The following is a 13,883-nucleotide window of genomic DNA, read 5'->3' as shown; positions in this document are numbered from 1 at the left end:
TAAAAAGCATCAAATGTTATCACTGGGCTGCGATCTGGCTGCTGGGAAAGGTGCAGAGTTTGAAATTTGCAATACAGGATTGGGTGTATGGATAAATGATGTGAATATAATTTGGAATGAAAAAGAAGCAGGACAATGGGAGACGAGACCCAATGCCCTGCTTCTCTGTTTATTCGGAACGAACTGTAATATATTTTTGATTGCGACTTTTAGGTTTATCGGGAATAGTCATTTCTAAGTGCCCGGATTCTAAAAGCGGATTGATATACTTCAAAGTGAAGTTTCTTAAATCTTTGAAGCCGCAAAATACTGCAAGCTCTTTCTTGGATTTTGGTGTTGTGCAAAAAGCCAAAATCTGTTTGGATACCGGTGATAGTTCAATAACTTGGTGGGTAACTTGGTGGATAACTTGGTGGCCGTCACCCTCTAAGTTGTAGTTTACATTTTTCAAGATGACTCTGAAATCTGTTGCTGTTGAGGTAAATTCAGGCTTATATGCCGCTATATATCCAGGTAGCTTTTCGTTTTCACTGACGATTTTGCGTAGGCCACTTCCACGGCGTTCCATGTACTTCATGCGGTGGAAGAGGTCAGCAATTACGGATTTCGTCGCATCGAACGAATACTGTAAATATCGTATTCCTGAATTGAGCCGCCGCCAAACATACCGCCAGGAGATGTGATTTCCACCCGGTCATCAAACATATCAATATGGATTTCGCTGTCAAGCACAATATAATCACGATGGATAAGCGCATTGACAAGAGCCTCTGTCACAGCTCGTTCCGCATAATCCGGCTTGTCTACCCGATACTGTGCCTCTTTGACAAAACGGACTTTGGAATTATTGCGAATAAATTCACTGCCGCTTTTCAGTAGATAAATTAGATTCCCTTCGTATTCTTTATCGTCCAATGCATTATCAAAGATAGAGCCTTTTTCCAAACTATTTGTAAACTCTTTCGTTACGATAAGGCGCTAAAGCCTGAAAAAAATGAGCTATGATGAGATAGCCGAGAATCGCATGCGAAGAGAAAAGCCGGTTGTAGATGAAATATTCGATACACTGAAAAGGGATCAGGATCGCATTCCTAAATTGACTCAGCTTCATAAAGCGGTTATGTATGCTTTAGATCATGAGGAAGGTCTACGACGTATCTGGATGATGGACGGATTGAGATTACAAGCAATATTATTGAAAGAAAAATGAAAGCCTTCAGTATTGTATGCAAAAACTTTCTTTTCATGAATACAGTGAATGGCGTCCAGACGTCAGTTTATATTCTCTGTGCTGAGAACAGCTGTGATGAATCATCTGGATCCGGAAAAGTACATGACATACCTCATCAGTAAGCTTCCGCTTATTGATATTGATGATGAAAAAAGTGATCCAAAAGGATGTTTTCATAATGCGATAAAATAAACCTACCCAGGAGAAATCAAATTTCCTTGGGTATTTTAATTGAGGGGGCTGATTTTATTACGATTACGAATGACGGCCAGTAGAGATTATGTTCTCTGCTGGCTGACTTTTTATTTGCCTGTATCAATGAAGGTAGTTCTCAAATGCTGCAGAAACCGTTTTGCGATAGGCGTGAAGGTTTGATACCTGTTCCAGGCAATGTAGAGGTTACTCTCAAGCTTTGGAGTCAGGGGTCTGAATACAAGTCCACTGTTATATGATGTATCGATCAGATGTTCAAAGGTCAGAAGGTATCCCAGACCTTCCTTTGCAAAGATGGAACCATTGTATGACAGGCGGAAGGAGCCTTCCAGTTTCAGCTGCGAATAATCATTTCCTGCCCATGTACGCAGTTCATTTTCCCATGCCTGGCCGGAGCAGAAAAGGGGAAGTCCCTTCAGATCAGATACACTAATTTTTTTATTTTTGGCTAAAGGGTCATCTATAGGGATGATGAGTCCCCACACATCACTTTCCGGGAAGGCCAGGTATTCGTATTTTCTGCTGTCCGGAAGTTCCGCAAGAACCAGGAAGTCCAGAAGACCTTTGTCCAGTTTATCTGCGATCTGTTCTGTGTCTCCGCTTGTGATATGGTAGCGGAGCGTTGGATAGTTCACCTTAAATTCTTTGATTGCCCTTGCGAGATATTTGATCTGGTAGGATTCCGCCAACCCAAGATAAAGCTCTCCGCCGGTGATATCATCAAGGGAAACAAATTCCTGCTCGATCTTGTCTGCCATTGCGACCAAATCTTCAGCACGGTTCCGAAGCAGGATGCCTTCATCGGTAAGCTTAATGCTGAAGGAATGTCTTGTGAACAGTTTCTTTCCAAGTTCACCTTCCAGAGATTTCAGCTGTTTAGAAAGTGTATGCTGGGTGACATGCAGCGTCTCGGCAGCTCTGGACATATTCTCTTCCCTTGCGACGGCAAGGAAATATCTGAGCGTTCTTATTTCCATCGAAGTTCTCCAATCAAATCTATTCATGATATGCCAATTAGGAATATCACGATATTCATTATAACCATTAGCGAGGGTTTTTACAAGATGTTAGAATTGTAGTATCAAAGGAAAAGCGAGTGAAAAAGAAAAGTTATGGACTTTGAGCGGATGAGGCAGAATCTGAAGGATGCAGGGTGCGGTGATGCTGTCACAGAGGAAATATTAATGCTGTACCAAAGCGGCAGATATCAGGACTCTCTTCGGATGATGAAAAAAGACAGATGCAGACTCATAGAGGAGCTGCACGAATGCGGAAGGAAGGTTGACTGTCTGGACTTTCTGATCCGGAAAATGGAAAGAAAAATGCAGGCAGATCATTAAACGGAGGTAACGAATTATGATGAAGACAGAGGAATTGAAACTGGTAACGGAGTGGGATAAGACTTTCCCAAAGAGCGATAAGGTGGATCACAGTAAGGTGACGTTTGTCAATCACTTTGGCATTACGTTGGCGGCGGATATGTATGTACCAAAGAATGTGAGTGGAAAGCTTCCGGCGATCGCTGTGTCCGGTCCTTTCGGGGCTTGCAAAGAACAGTCGTCAGGATTGTATGCCCAGACGATGGCTGAGAGGGGATTCCTTACGATCGCATTTGATCCTTCATTTACGGGAGAATCAGGTGGATATCCAAGGGCGATGCACTCACCGGATATAAATGTGGAAGATTTTCAGGCAGCAGTGGATTTCCTTTCTGTTCAGGATAATGTCGATTGTGAACGCATCGGGATCATCGGGATCTGCGGCTGGGGCGGAATGGCACTTCAGACGGCTTGTATTGATACGAGGATCAAAGCAACGGTCACTTCCACTATGTATGATATGTCCCGTATCGCCGGAAACGGATATTTTGATGCCGGCGATAATAAGGAAGCCAGAAAAGCGGCAAGAGTGGCAGTGAACCAGCAACGCACGGAGGATTACAGAAATGGCAGCTACGCTTTGGCAGGCGGAGTGGTCGATCCGCTCCCAGAGGATGCGCCGTTCTTCGTTAAGGATTACTATGACTATTACAAAACGGAACGCGGGTACCATGAAAGATCCCTTAATTCAAATGGTGGCTGGGCCCAAACTGCCGGTACATCGCTTATGAACACGAGACTGTTTACCTATGCCGGTGAGATCGACAGTGCGGTGCTCATGATCCACGGGGAAAAGGCTCACTCCTGCTACATGAGCAGGGACGCGTTTAAGCTTCTGAAGGGAGACAACAAGGAACTGATGATCATTCCGGATGCTGTACATACGGATCTGTATGATGGCGGAGGAAAGGACGCGATCCCATTTGACAAGCTGGAAAGCTTCTTTACGGAATATCTGAAATAAAGGAGCGGTGCATATGAGTAAGGTACTGATCATAACTACAAGCTTAAGGGCAAAAAGCAACTCGGACATACTGGCAGATCATGTCGCGAAAGGCGCAAGGGATGCAGGACATGAGGTTGAAATAATAAGCCTTAAGGGAAAGAAAATTGGTTTCTGTAAGGGCTGCCTTGCCTGTCAGAATACTATGGAATGTGTCATAAAGGATGATGCGATAGAGATAGCAGAGAAGGTAAAAGAAGCGGAAACGATTGTTTTTGCTACGCCAATCTATTACTACGAGATGAGCGGGCAGATGAAGACTCTGCTTGACCGGTTGAATCCGCTGTATCCATCCGATTATAAATTCCGCAGCATATATATGCTATCCACGGCAGCAGAAGATGAGGATTACGTCTGTGAAAAAGCTGTAAGCGGTCTGAATGGCTGGGTGGATTGCTTTGAAAAGTCGGAATTCAAAGGAACACTTTTCTGCGGTGGGATAACCGATATGGGCGAAGCTGCTGGAAAAGAAGAGAAGCTGAAGGCGGCATATGACTTTGGAAGGGCACTGGCTTAAAAAACAAGATTGCCTGTTGGATTCTTATTACAGTTGCTGCTTGTGTATGCTGACGGGATAACTAACCGGACATAGTCCGCTAGCAATCAGACTATGAAGTTATATCTTTATTACACTGATTCGGACCGTAGCAACCTTCAAGCATAACAAAAAAGTAAAACCAATACTCTGAATCAGATATCATGAATATAACTTTACCAAATTAAACACCCCCGGCAACGCTGTTAGCAGCAGGAGCTGGGGGTTTTCCATTAAAAGTTATATTTATCCAAATTAGAGAGTAACCTGTTTAAAATCAAAAATCATGCTTATATAGATTTTAAATTATCATAATTTTGTTTTGGATATTTAATCTAACGCTTACAAGAGTGTGATTGATTCCATGAGTTCAAGCAAGGTGTCAGCAGATGATGGCTTGAGGCTGCAGCTCCCTGATAGTATGCGCCAGAAGTATTTTGCTGGAATGAGCGCCATTTAGATGGCTGAAGTCGTGGAGCAAGCGCTGAAAGCGTGGCTTTCCGGGAAGGAGGCGCCTGTGTTCAGCAGTGAAGACCTGAAGTGTCTGGATCTGCATATTTTTCCATCATAGCCACAGATGCCTTCTATGTGACGAACATGTCTAGGAACACCGGCCATTACTGGTATCTGAGTACCCGGAGCCGGGGACGGTGATCATCTTCCACAAGAACAAGGCATCACATCCGTACCACTAGCACGGCAGGCGGGTAGATCGGTCCCTGCGGCTGATGTTCAGCCACTACTTTATCGTGATCGCGGTCAATCTAATCACGGTTGCCCTCAAGTTTCTGGAGAACCCGGAGGCAAGCTACCCGTTTACCGCAGTGCTTATGATTGCGGCACTGCTCCTGTTTTTCGCCGCAATCTTTTCAGACAGTATTTATTATCATGAAAAATACCGCTTTGGGATTAGAGATGCGGCTGCATCGTGTGGATTTTTGCTTATTGGAGCAGCAATTATGCTGCTTGTCTATTCTACGATTTACGGTTTCCTGATCGGAGCACTGATTGCTGCCGGCGGGAATTTTGTGATGTTGCTTATGAAATATAAGGAGGTCTGGGATAAATGAAAATTGTTGTTTTAATGGGAAGTCCGAATAAAAACGGCTCCACAAGGATATTGGTTGATTCTTTTGTGCAGGGTGCTCAATCGGCAGGGCACACCTGTGAGGTTGTTGATGTTTGCCACGCAAATGTACATCCATGCATCGGCTGTGTGCGCTGCGGCTATGAGGGACCATGCGTGCAGAAAGATGATGTCGAAACAATCAGAGGAAAATTACTCAGTTCAGATATGGTCGTCTTTGCCACGCCGCTTTACTACTACGGCATGACTGCCCAGCTGAAAGCTGTCGTGGATCGATTCTGCGCTTACAATAGCAGCTTAAACAGCAGGCATCTGAAATCTGCTCTGCTCACGGTGGCATGGAACGCGGATGATTGGACATTTGAGGCTCTTACGGCACATTACAAAACCCTCGTCCGATACATCAATTTTGAGGACCAGGGAATGGTGCTGGGATACGGCTGTGGGACACCATCCATGACGAAAAGAAGCAAGTATCCAGATCAGGCTTATCAACTCGGAAGAGGGCTGTGATCAAGAGATGTTATGGCACAAAACAATATGATAAGCAGGAAAGGAGATGTCTATGAAAAAATCTGGAAAGGCTTTAGCCTTCGTTTTGGCAATAGCGTTTATTTTGACATTCACGCTATCAGCATGCGGAAGTAAAAAAGCCACAGTTAAAGAGAATAATACTGAGCAAAGCAAGTCCGGTGCAGGGGACACATCTGATACAAATGATTCCGGAAAGGATGTGTTGGTCGTATATTTCTCGGCAACCGGAACAACAAAGGGTGTTGCTAAAAAAATAGCCAACATAACAGATGCGGATCTTTACGAGATTGTGGCTGCACAAAAATATACAAGCGATGATTTAAACTACAACGATCCGGACAGCAGAACAAGTGTTGAGCAAAACGATCCGACGGTTCGTCCTAAAATAGGCAGTGATGAAATATCTTTGGATGGATACTCCACGATTTTCATTGGGTACCCGATCTGGCAAGGACAAGAGCCACGGATTATGGACACCTTTGTAGAGAACCATAAATTTGCCGGTATCACCGTGATACCGTTTTGCACTTCGGGTAGTAGCAGTATCGGTAGCAGCGGAAAGAATCTTGCCGATCACGCAGGAAGCGGAAACTGGCTTGATGGAAAAAGATTCAGCGGAAGCGTATCGAAAGATAAGCTTCGAAATTGGATAGACGGATTTCATATCAAAGAAAAGTCAAAGGAGGATAAAAAATCTATGCCGAAAGTAAGAATTGGAAATAAAGCAGTTAACGTAGAATGGGAGGATAACGAGTCCGTACAGGCACTGAGAGATTTGTGCACTGATAAACCGCTCAAGATTAAGATGTCCATGTATGGCGGCTTTGAGCAGGTCGGCTCCATCGGACAGAGCCTTCCGAGGAATGATAAGCAAACTACCACAAGAGCGGGAGACATCGTTCTATACTCTGGAAATCAAATCGTTGTCTTTTACGGTTCCAATTCCTGGGCTTACACAAGGCTGGGGCATATCACTGATCAGGATGCGGAAGGAATGGCGAAACTTCTTGGAAATGGTGATGTGACGATCACAATCAGTATGGAGTGAATCAAATGAAAATCTTAATCTTAAATGGAAGCCCTCACGCAAACGGGGCAACCTCAGATATGGTGAGCGCATTTTCAAGTGGCGCGACTGATGCCGGACATGAGGTCGTTTCCATCAATGTTGCTCATAAGAACATCAAGGGATGCATGGGTTGCGAATACTGCCGGGAAAAGGAGAAGGGCGTCTGTGTGCAGAAGGATGATATGCAGGCAATCTATCTCGAGATCCTTTCGGCGGACATGATTGTTTTCGCTTCTCCGATTTACTATTTCACGCTCTCGGCGCAGTTGCAGGCTGTGATCCATCGGACTTATTCGATAGATATTCCGAAGAATGTGAAAAAGGTCGCACTGATCATGAGTTCCGGCAGTGCGTATGTGTACGGACCCGCTATCGCCCAGTATTATCAATCCATCGTTGAATACTGGGGCGTAGAGAACGCGGGAATCTTTACAGCCAACGGAAAACAGAACAAGTCCGAAGAAAAACGGCAGGAATTATATAGGTTCGGAAAGAGCCTGTGAAAAGTACAGAGTTTTGACAGCGCACTAAAAGCAGATTGGGTTTTGGCATGATGCGGCTTCCGATAAAGAATGGGACCCCGATAGATTTCGACTAAGACGAACTGAACAAATTAACGGTCTGTCAGTTCTTGCTTCAAACTGCTTTGATATGGATGTCATGGATCACAGTCTTTTTATCTTTATCAACCGCCTATGCACGCAAAAACTTTCTGTTCATGAATACAGTGAATGGCGCCCAGACGTCAGTTCATATTCTCTGTGCTGAGAACAGCTGTGATGAATCATGTGGATCTGGAAAGGTATATAACATACCTCATCAGTAAGCTTCAGCTTATTGAAATTGATGATGAAAAATAGATAGAAGAACTGATGCTCTGATCGGAATCACTGCCGGATGATCTGAAAAGCAGAAAAAGTGATCCAAAAAGATATTTACATAATGTAATAAAATAAATACCCAGGAAAAATCAAATTTCCTTGGGTATTTTTTTATTGGGAGGGCTGATTTTATTACGCTTACAAGAGGCGTATAAAATTCAAAGTTTCGTCACAAAATAATCCATGCAAATGCTTACAATTGTAAGCAAAATCAAATATAATAAAGAAAAAGGTGGCGATACTATGGCAAATACATCCATTGTTTATGCAAGAATAGATACTAATCTCAAGGATAATGCCGAGAGCATTCTTTCTCAGCTTGGCATTTCTCCATCTAGTGCAATTCAGATGCTTTATAGCCAGATCGTACTGAAAAAAGGTATGCCGTTTGAATTGAAACTTCCTTCTTCTAAGCCATTAGCTGTTGGTGCAATGACCAGAGAAGAACTTGATGCAGAACTTCAGAAGGGTGTTGATTCCATCAAAGCAGGAAAGGTGTATTCTGCAGATGAAGTCGACGCGGTACTTGCAAAGAAGTTTGGCATATGACGGATAGCTACAATGTCGGCTATTTTGTAGATGCACTTGGTGATTTACGTGAAATCTATTCGTATATTGCGAATGAACTTCTTGTTCCGGAGACAGCCGCAGCTCAGCTGGGGCGCATACGAAAGGAAGTTCGTTCATTGGATTTCATGCCAGCTCGTTATACGTTAGTTGAATGGGAGCCTTCGATGAAAATGCATCAGCTTCCGGTAGACAACTTTATTGTGTATTATCTTGTCGATGATAAGGAGGATATATTAAGTAACTGATATCACGTCAGCTATGATTTTCATTTTGATTGACAATGTAAACCAAACGTCCAATATTTAAGTTAAAAGGAGATGAGCTCTATGTCTACAGTTCAAACGCAGATCCGTATTGATGCCACTATCAAAAAGCAGGCGAACGAACTCTTTAATGAACTTGGTTTGGACATGTCCGGCGCTGTTAATATTTTCTTAAGACAGTGCATCTTGAGAGGAGGACTTCCTTTCAAGGTGGAGATTCCGCAGTACTCTAAAGAATTGCTCAACGCTGCCGATGAGGCAAAGCATATTTCCCGTGACTCTGACGTCCCGGGATACACCATCATGGAAGCTCTTAAGAAAGCTCTTGAAATCTGAATGATCTTAACAGTCAAATATACTTCGGCTTATAAGAAAAGCTATAAGCTGATGAAGAAGCGTGGGCTGGATCTTCAAAATTGAGTGGCCAAACTCATAGGCTTTAGGGATCTATGCCTTTCTAAAAAATTGATGGTTTTATCTGTCACATATCATAACGGAATGATTAAAGTTATCACAATTTGTGGTTTATAGCTTTAAAGTCGTTTACATACTCTGCCGGTCCACACTGATGGTAGAGTATTAATGGAGAAAGGAAAATTGCAAGATAAATATTTGGTAGAACTGATAAAAGGGGTGATTAGTCATGATGGTCAATCCAACTAAACGCGAAAAAGAGATTTCTGCTAAAGTAACGCCTTGGTTAAGGTATGATGTTGAAAAAGGTGGAGCTTATTTGGCTGAAGGTGCTCCAGGTGATGTAAAAGATGCATGGGATGAATGGAAAAAGATAGAAGAAGAAAAAAGTAAAAATCCATTTTATCAAGATTGTGGCTAGAAACATATGTAAAGAAGAATAGATGTAAAGATGAATCTTGAATCAGGTTTAAGAAAATATATCGGAGTTCAATTGCATCTGACGATTTCATGGGAAATAAATCATTAAATGAATTGCTGATGGTAAAGTATTAATAGAGAATGGGAAAAATAAAGATGAGTATTTAGCTGATCTGATAAGAGGAGTGATTAATTATGATGGTGCTTCCAAGTAAGCATGAGATGGAACTGTTTGATAAAATAACACCGTGGTTAAAGTTTGATGCCAAAAAAGGAGTGTCTTGTTTGGTAGATGAAGCACCGGATGATGTAAAAAAGGCATGGATAGAATGGAAAAAGATTATAGAAGAGCAAAGTAAAAATCCATTTTATCAAGATTGCGGGTAGAACTATATGAAAAAATACTAATAACAGGTCGATTATTAAGTCGGCCTTTTATTATACCAAAAATTGGCAACTCGTGCCTTTAAAACGAGGATAATTACCGAAACATGGAGGGTATAAAACATGTAAAATGAAGCAAAAAAAGCATTAGAAACAGGAAATGAGGAAAAGACACATTAAAGCAGGTTAGTGAGCCATTATAGACACGTACAATGTGTTCGATCAGTATTTTTAAAAAAATTTGATGTAATAATTGACATTACAAAAAGTGTTCGCTATAGTATATGTGTCAGATGAAATAGAATGATTTACAACTAATGACTTAACGTCAACATTTATGACAAAATGTCCTAGCATATTGGAAATGTCGGATATTCTGGCAAAAAGATTCATACCATAGGACTTTAAGGGGGGAGTTTCATATGAATGCAACTGATTATTTGAACTATATCGTCAATGAAATACATCGCACGATTGTGGCGACCGTTGATGATGATGGTCTGCCGGTGACGGCTGCCATCGATATGATGGATAGTGATGCTAATGGCTTATATTTTCTTACGGCCAAGGGAAAAAACTTTTATGACAGACTAAAGAAAAGACAATTCTTAGCGCTGACGGCGATGAAGGGTGAGGATACCATGAGCAGCGTGGCGGTATCGATTCGGGGAAAGGTGCGGGAGCTTGGTTCTGACAAGATTCCGGAACTGTTTGAGAAAAATCCCTATATGTGTGAGATCTATCCCACGAAGGCGTCGATGCAGGCTCTGACGGTGTTTCAGATTTATAAAGGCAGCGGAGAATGGTTTGATCTTTCAAAAAAACCGATCGAACGTGACACCTTTACCTTTGGCCAAGCAGAGAAAAAGGCAGAGGGATATTTCATCACAAATGCCTGTATTGGCTGTAAAAAATGTGTAGCGGTATGTCCGCAAAATTGTATAAATCAAAACAAAATACCGTTTGTGATTGAACAGGAACATTGTCTGCATTGTGGCAACTGTATGAGCGTTTGTCCTAGCGGTGCAGTGGAAAGAAGGCAATAATATGAATGAAAAAATGACACAAAATCAACGTTTGGAAGCTCTCGTTGAGGCATTCAAAACGGATTCTATTCAATATAAAAATGTGGAAACCCCACAGGATACCGAAGGAAAGCGACGCATCCTACGTTCACTTATGAATATCCGCATGCCAAGGGCTATTTCAGATGAAGTGCTCTCGATTCAGGATGCATATCTAAAAGAACGAGCTATAGAAAAAGGGATCGTACAGCTTTCTGATATTCCAGTTATCAAAGGGAAACTTTCAATCTGGCAAGGGGATATCACCAGACTGTCGGTGGATGCGATCGTCAATGCGGCGAATTCTCAGATGTTAGGCTGCTTTGTACCAATGCATACGTGTATTGACAACAGCATTCACACTTTTGCAGGAGTTCAGCTTCGTGCTGAATGTAACAGACAGATGCATCAGCTGCGTCTTAAATATGGTCAGGATTATGAGCAACCAACAGCTGTGCCGATGCTGACGGATGGTTATAACCTTCCTGCCAAAAAGGTGATTCATATCGTCGGTCCGATTGTGTCATTCAGGCTGACACCGGAACTTGAAAAGGAACTTGCAGATTGTTATTGGAATACCTTGGATCTGTGTCTGGACAATCAACTTAAAAGTGTAGCCTTCTGCTGTATATCCACAGGGGTATTTCACTTCCCTCAAAAAAGGGCAGCGCAGATTGCGATCAACACCGTGAACAAATGGCTTTTGCAGCATCCAGGCACTATGGAAAGGGTGATTTTTAATGTTTTTAAAGATGAGGACAAGAAATACTATGAAGAACTTATATCATAAAATGCCTAATGGCTATCAGGAGAGCATTCAAAAGGGATTGAGTGCAGCACGTCATTTTAGGAGAAATGTGTCATTTCCCACAGATTCCATAGAACAGAGTATCTCCCAATTAAAAAAAGAAATTAAAACGGCGGATGCGATTGTTATCGGAGCAGGGGCAGGGTTATCCACTTCCGCAGGAATGACTTATAGCGGTGAACGTTTCGAGAAATATTTCTTTGATTTTGCCAGAGCGTTTGGCATTAAGGATATGTATTCTGGCGGTTTCTATCCCTTTCCCGATAAAGAAACAAGCTGGGCGTGGTGGGCTAGAAATATCTATTTCAACCGCTATGTTGATACTCCTAAACCTGTCTATCAGGAGCTGCTTGCCCTTATAAAAGATCAGGATTATTTTGTCATAACGACCAATGTGGATCATCAGTTCCAAAAAGCAGGCTTTGATCGCAAGCGTCTGTTTTATACTCAGTGTGATTATGGTCTCTTTCAAAGCATCAATCCATCTATTCAGAAGACCTATGACAATGAAGAATGGGTCAATCAAGCGATGGAAGCACAGGGGTTCATTCGAGATGAAAACGGCTTGTTTCAGGTTCCTGAAAATGGTGAACTCAAAATGAAGATTCCGACATCACTCATTCCAAAATGTCCAGATGATGCTTCCGATGTGACTATGAATTTACGAATTGATGATTCTTTTGTCGAGGATGAAGGCTGGCATAGAGCATCAGCCGCCTATGCGGACTTTTTACATAGACATGAGCATATACATGTGCTTTATCTGGAACTTGGTGTGGGGGCTAACACCCCAGTTATTGTAAAGTATCCATTTTGGCAGATGACCTTGACGAATGAAAACGCCGTGTATGCCTGCATCAATTATGGTGAAGCCTTCAGCCCAAGCGAGATTGCTGATAGGAGTATCTGTATTAATGGTGATATTGGTGATGTGTTAGCGAAGATGAAACAACAGTGATTGAGACTTGGATGCCTGCTTTAATATACAGCTATAAATATGTTTCTAGATCGTTTGAAACAGTGAATTGAAAAGTAAGTGTTCAATTTTGTTGGATAAGAATGATCATTTGTCTATACAGATCATCGTGATTTTATAAGTATGTCCGATGGATGTGGAGGTCACTGTCAACTGATATAATTTTGTATGAAGCAGGATAGTAAGGTCAATAGAACAACTGAAACACATGGGAAAGCTGGATATATATATAAAGCATGAGAGAATGTAAACTGGTACCATTGTCAAGTACAATTTATTGACGGTACTGAGTTGTTTGCAACTGAAACGGAATGAGGGTAAGATTCAATTGAATCTTACCCTCATTTTTCGCATTTTTGAGATTCTTTAAAAGTATTCTGGGAACGACAAAAAGAACCACAATATGTGATTTTTTAAACATGTTATTAATGCTGATTCATTATATTAATAGATTGCTCCAGTTCTGTTTACGTAGGATAGCTCTGGATACTTTTGCCAGTTTCGAGGGTAATACAGTGACTCTATTACTGATTCTGATGCTCTGGTTAAAAACTTAAGTGCAATATCAGTGTCTTCCAGGAGTGTTTCAAGTCTTTCAATTTCTCTGCTCTCTTCATCAATTAGCTTCTGCAGCTTGTTAATTCGCCCAAGAATAATTGTCTGGTCCTTATGTACCACCCGAATAGGATGCTGTCTGCTCTTGTACTCATACGATGATTCATCTGACTTGCGTTGCTCGCTTCTGCGTTTGGCTCTTTCAGCACGCGCCAGCTCACGTCTTGATTCAAGTTCTGCCTGAGTGATCAGCTCCTTAGAGGAAACACCGAAATAGATATCAGTCTGATAAATGCCTTCAGTGATATAACGATAGTATTCTTCAGGAGTTTGCCCCGCCAGATCATACTGAGGAATTTCCGTATTATACTGTTTCAGGTAATTCTCAACCATTGTTTCAACTGTATCAAAGTTAGGACATCTTTCAACGAGTTCATTAAGAATTGATTTCATTCTCCCAAAGAAGCTTTCCATAGGTGCATTGTTTCTTTCATGCT

At 42.0% G+C, this 13,883-nt stretch carries 20 protein-coding genes and 2 pseudogenes; 18 read left to right on the top strand and 4 right to left on the bottom strand.

Translation table 11 applies throughout. The annotated features are described in order from the left end of the window. Window positions 1-26: 26 nt before the first annotated feature. A pseudogene (locus SG0102_RS09130) lies at window positions 27-95 on the top strand (CD1845 family protein); the annotation flags it as partial. A gap of 74 nt (window positions 96-169) precedes the next feature. Here the strand turns inward: SG0102_RS09130 and SG0102_RS16050 are convergent. Continuing rightward, window positions 170-352 carry a Fic family protein gene (locus SG0102_RS16050; protein WP_456298647.1) on the bottom strand — a complete coding sequence of 61 codons (183 nt, stop codon included), beginning with the start codon at window positions 350-352 and terminating at the stop codon, window positions 170-172. 156 nt (window positions 353-508) lie between these two features. Then, window positions 509-666: pseudogene (locus SG0102_RS16045) on the bottom strand (ATP-binding protein); the annotation flags it as partial. A gap of 328 nt (window positions 667-994) precedes the next feature. Here SG0102_RS16045 and SG0102_RS15310 point away from each other — a divergent pair. Together SG0102_RS15310 and SG0102_RS15965 are read left to right on the top strand one after the other, a co-directional pair. Beyond that, window positions 995-1,210, top strand: a complete 216-nt coding sequence (locus SG0102_RS15310) for a hypothetical protein (RefSeq protein ID WP_148668848.1) — start codon at window positions 995-997, stop codon at window positions 1,208-1,210. Further along, window positions 1,207-1,353, top strand: coding sequence for a hypothetical protein (locus SG0102_RS15965; RefSeq protein WP_408609938.1), 147 nt, complete (start codon window positions 1,207-1,209; stop codon window positions 1,351-1,353). Before SG0102_RS15310 ends, SG0102_RS15965 begins: the two co-directional genes overlap by 4 nt. Before the next feature lie 180 nt (window positions 1,354-1,533). On the opposite strand, the gene SG0102_RS09115 is transcribed toward SG0102_RS15965, so the two are convergent. Further along, the gene (locus SG0102_RS09115) at window positions 1,534-2,421 is read right to left on the bottom strand and encodes a LysR family transcriptional regulator (protein WP_125119654.1); all 888 of its coding nucleotides are present in this window, start codon (window positions 2,419-2,421) and stop codon (window positions 1,534-1,536) included. Between the two features lie 135 nt (window positions 2,422-2,556). Between SG0102_RS09115 and SG0102_RS09110 the strand changes: the two genes are divergently transcribed. The 15 genes from SG0102_RS09110 (at window position 2,557) to SG0102_RS09035 (ending at window position 12,813) form a co-directional block, all read left to right on the top strand. Further along, on the top strand, window positions 2,557-2,784 hold the full coding sequence (locus tag SG0102_RS09110; RefSeq protein ID WP_125119653.1) for a hypothetical protein: 228 nt from the start codon (window positions 2,557-2,559) through the stop codon (window positions 2,782-2,784). Window positions 2,785-2,800: 16 nt separating this feature from the next. Next, window positions 2,801-3,787 (top strand): alpha/beta hydrolase, encoded by a 987-nt coding sequence (locus tag SG0102_RS09105; protein ID WP_125119652.1) that lies wholly within the window; start codon window positions 2,801-2,803, stop codon window positions 3,785-3,787. A gap of 13 nt (window positions 3,788-3,800) precedes the next feature. Continuing rightward, a complete protein-coding gene (locus tag SG0102_RS09100; protein ID WP_125119651.1) occupies window positions 3,801-4,343 on the top strand; it encodes a flavodoxin family protein in 543 nt (180 codons plus the stop codon). A 767-nt stretch (window positions 4,344-5,110) separates the two neighbouring features. Continuing rightward, window positions 5,111-5,431 (top strand): hypothetical protein, encoded by a 321-nt coding sequence (locus SG0102_RS09095; protein ID WP_148668847.1) that lies wholly within the window; start codon window positions 5,111-5,113, stop codon window positions 5,429-5,431. Further along, window positions 5,428-5,961, top strand: a complete 534-nt coding sequence (locus tag SG0102_RS09090; protein ID WP_125119649.1) for a flavodoxin family protein — start codon at window positions 5,428-5,430, stop codon at window positions 5,959-5,961. Before SG0102_RS09095 ends, SG0102_RS09090 begins: the two co-directional genes overlap by 4 nt. 52 nt (window positions 5,962-6,013) lie before the next feature. Next, complete coding sequence (locus SG0102_RS15600; protein ID WP_197715033.1) at window positions 6,014-7,030, top strand: flavodoxin; 1,017 nt, start codon at window positions 6,014-6,016, stop codon at window positions 7,028-7,030. Window positions 7,031-7,035: 5 nt separating this feature from the next. After that, a complete protein-coding gene (locus SG0102_RS09075; RefSeq protein ID WP_125119648.1) occupies window positions 7,036-7,554 on the top strand; it encodes a flavodoxin family protein in 519 nt (172 codons plus the stop codon). Window positions 7,555-8,175: 621 nt separating this feature from the next. Further along, complete coding sequence (locus SG0102_RS09070; RefSeq protein ID WP_125119647.1) at window positions 8,176-8,481, top strand: type II toxin-antitoxin system RelB/DinJ family antitoxin; 306 nt, start codon at window positions 8,176-8,178, stop codon at window positions 8,479-8,481. Continuing rightward, window positions 8,478-8,747 carry a type II toxin-antitoxin system RelE/ParE family toxin gene (locus SG0102_RS09065; protein ID WP_125119646.1) on the top strand — a complete coding sequence of 90 codons (270 nt, stop codon included), beginning with the start codon at window positions 8,478-8,480 and terminating at the stop codon, window positions 8,745-8,747. Before SG0102_RS09070 ends, SG0102_RS09065 begins: the two co-directional genes overlap by 4 nt. An 81-nt stretch (window positions 8,748-8,828) precedes the next feature. Beyond that, a complete protein-coding gene (locus tag SG0102_RS09060; protein ID WP_125119645.1) occupies window positions 8,829-9,101 on the top strand; it encodes a type II toxin-antitoxin system RelB/DinJ family antitoxin in 273 nt (90 codons plus the stop codon). Between the two features lie 307 nt (window positions 9,102-9,408). Beyond that, window positions 9,409-9,600 carry a hypothetical protein gene (locus SG0102_RS09055; protein ID WP_125119644.1) on the top strand — a complete coding sequence of 64 codons (192 nt, stop codon included), beginning with the start codon at window positions 9,409-9,411 and terminating at the stop codon, window positions 9,598-9,600. Between the two features lie 194 nt (window positions 9,601-9,794). Next, window positions 9,795-9,986 (top strand): hypothetical protein, encoded by a 192-nt coding sequence (locus SG0102_RS09050; RefSeq protein ID WP_125119643.1) that lies wholly within the window; start codon window positions 9,795-9,797, stop codon window positions 9,984-9,986. Between the two features lie 419 nt (window positions 9,987-10,405). After that, window positions 10,406-11,029: a 4Fe-4S binding protein gene (locus tag SG0102_RS09045; RefSeq protein WP_125119642.1), complete on the top strand. Its 624-nt coding sequence runs from the start codon at window positions 10,406-10,408 to the stop codon at window positions 11,027-11,029. A 1-nt stretch (window position 11,030) separates the two neighbouring features. Then, window positions 11,031-11,837: a protein-ADP-ribose hydrolase gene (locus SG0102_RS09040; protein WP_125119641.1), complete on the top strand. Its 807-nt coding sequence runs from the start codon at window positions 11,031-11,033 to the stop codon at window positions 11,835-11,837. A gap of 1 nt (window position 11,838) precedes the next feature. Continuing rightward, window positions 11,839-12,813 carry an SIR2 family NAD-dependent protein deacylase gene (locus tag SG0102_RS09035; RefSeq protein ID WP_231999780.1) on the top strand — a complete coding sequence of 325 codons (975 nt, stop codon included), beginning with the start codon at window positions 11,839-11,841 and terminating at the stop codon, window positions 12,811-12,813. A gap of 462 nt (window positions 12,814-13,275) precedes the next feature. On the opposite strand, the gene SG0102_RS09030 is transcribed toward SG0102_RS09035, so the two are convergent. Then, window positions 13,276-13,860 (bottom strand): IS3 family transposase, encoded by a 585-nt coding sequence (locus SG0102_RS09030; RefSeq protein WP_331852246.1) that lies wholly within the window; start codon window positions 13,858-13,860, stop codon window positions 13,276-13,278. Window positions 13,861-13,883: the final 23 nt, after the last annotated feature.

The organism is Intestinibaculum porci (genome assembly GCF_003925875.1).
Taxonomy (GTDB): domain Bacteria; phylum Bacillota_I; class Bacilli_A; order Erysipelotrichales; family Coprobacillaceae; genus Intestinibaculum; species Intestinibaculum porci.
Note: the sequence above shows the minus strand (reverse complement) of the source record. Positions and strands in the feature narration are given on the sequence as shown.

Bases quoted from the DNA above. Each gene is read 5' to 3' on its own strand.
- SG0102_RS15310 (WP_148668848.1), top strand. From the start codon at position 995: ATGAGCTATGATGAGATAGCCGAGAATCGCATGCGAAGAGAAAAGCCG.
- SG0102_RS15965 (WP_408609938.1), top strand. From the start codon at position 1,207: ATGAAAGCCTTCAGTATTGTATGCAAAAACTTTCTTTTCATGAATACA.
- SG0102_RS09115 (WP_125119654.1), bottom strand. From the start codon at position 2,421: ATGGAAATAAGAACGCTCAGATATTTCCTTGCCGTCGCAAGGGAAGAG.
- SG0102_RS09110 (WP_125119653.1), top strand. From the start codon at position 2,557: ATGGACTTTGAGCGGATGAGGCAGAATCTGAAGGATGCAGGGTGCGGT.
- SG0102_RS09105 (WP_125119652.1), top strand. From the start codon at position 2,801: ATGATGAAGACAGAGGAATTGAAACTGGTAACGGAGTGGGATAAGACT.
- SG0102_RS09100 (WP_125119651.1), top strand. From the start codon at position 3,801: ATGAGTAAGGTACTGATCATAACTACAAGCTTAAGGGCAAAAAGCAAC.
- SG0102_RS09090 (WP_125119649.1), top strand. From the start codon at position 5,428: ATGAAAATTGTTGTTTTAATGGGAAGTCCGAATAAAAACGGCTCCACA.
- SG0102_RS15600 (WP_197715033.1), top strand. From the start codon at position 6,014: ATGAAAAAATCTGGAAAGGCTTTAGCCTTCGTTTTGGCAATAGCGTTT.
- SG0102_RS09075 (WP_125119648.1), top strand. From the start codon at position 7,036: ATGAAAATCTTAATCTTAAATGGAAGCCCTCACGCAAACGGGGCAACC.
- SG0102_RS09070 (WP_125119647.1), top strand. From the start codon at position 8,176: ATGGCAAATACATCCATTGTTTATGCAAGAATAGATACTAATCTCAAG.
- SG0102_RS09065 (WP_125119646.1), top strand. From the start codon at position 8,478: ATGACGGATAGCTACAATGTCGGCTATTTTGTAGATGCACTTGGTGAT.
- SG0102_RS09060 (WP_125119645.1), top strand. From the start codon at position 8,829: ATGTCTACAGTTCAAACGCAGATCCGTATTGATGCCACTATCAAAAAG.
- SG0102_RS09055 (WP_125119644.1), top strand. From the start codon at position 9,409: ATGATGGTCAATCCAACTAAACGCGAAAAAGAGATTTCTGCTAAAGTA.
- SG0102_RS09050 (WP_125119643.1), top strand. From the start codon at position 9,795: ATGATGGTGCTTCCAAGTAAGCATGAGATGGAACTGTTTGATAAAATA.
- SG0102_RS09045 (WP_125119642.1), top strand. From the start codon at position 10,406: ATGAATGCAACTGATTATTTGAACTATATCGTCAATGAAATACATCGC.
- SG0102_RS09040 (WP_125119641.1), top strand. From the start codon at position 11,031: ATGAATGAAAAAATGACACAAAATCAACGTTTGGAAGCTCTCGTTGAG.
- SG0102_RS09035 (WP_231999780.1), top strand. From the start codon at position 11,839: ATGCCTAATGGCTATCAGGAGAGCATTCAAAAGGGATTGAGTGCAGCA.
- SG0102_RS09030 (WP_331852246.1), bottom strand. From the start codon at position 13,860: ATGGAAAGCTTCTTTGGGAGAATGAAATCAATTCTTAATGAACTCGTT.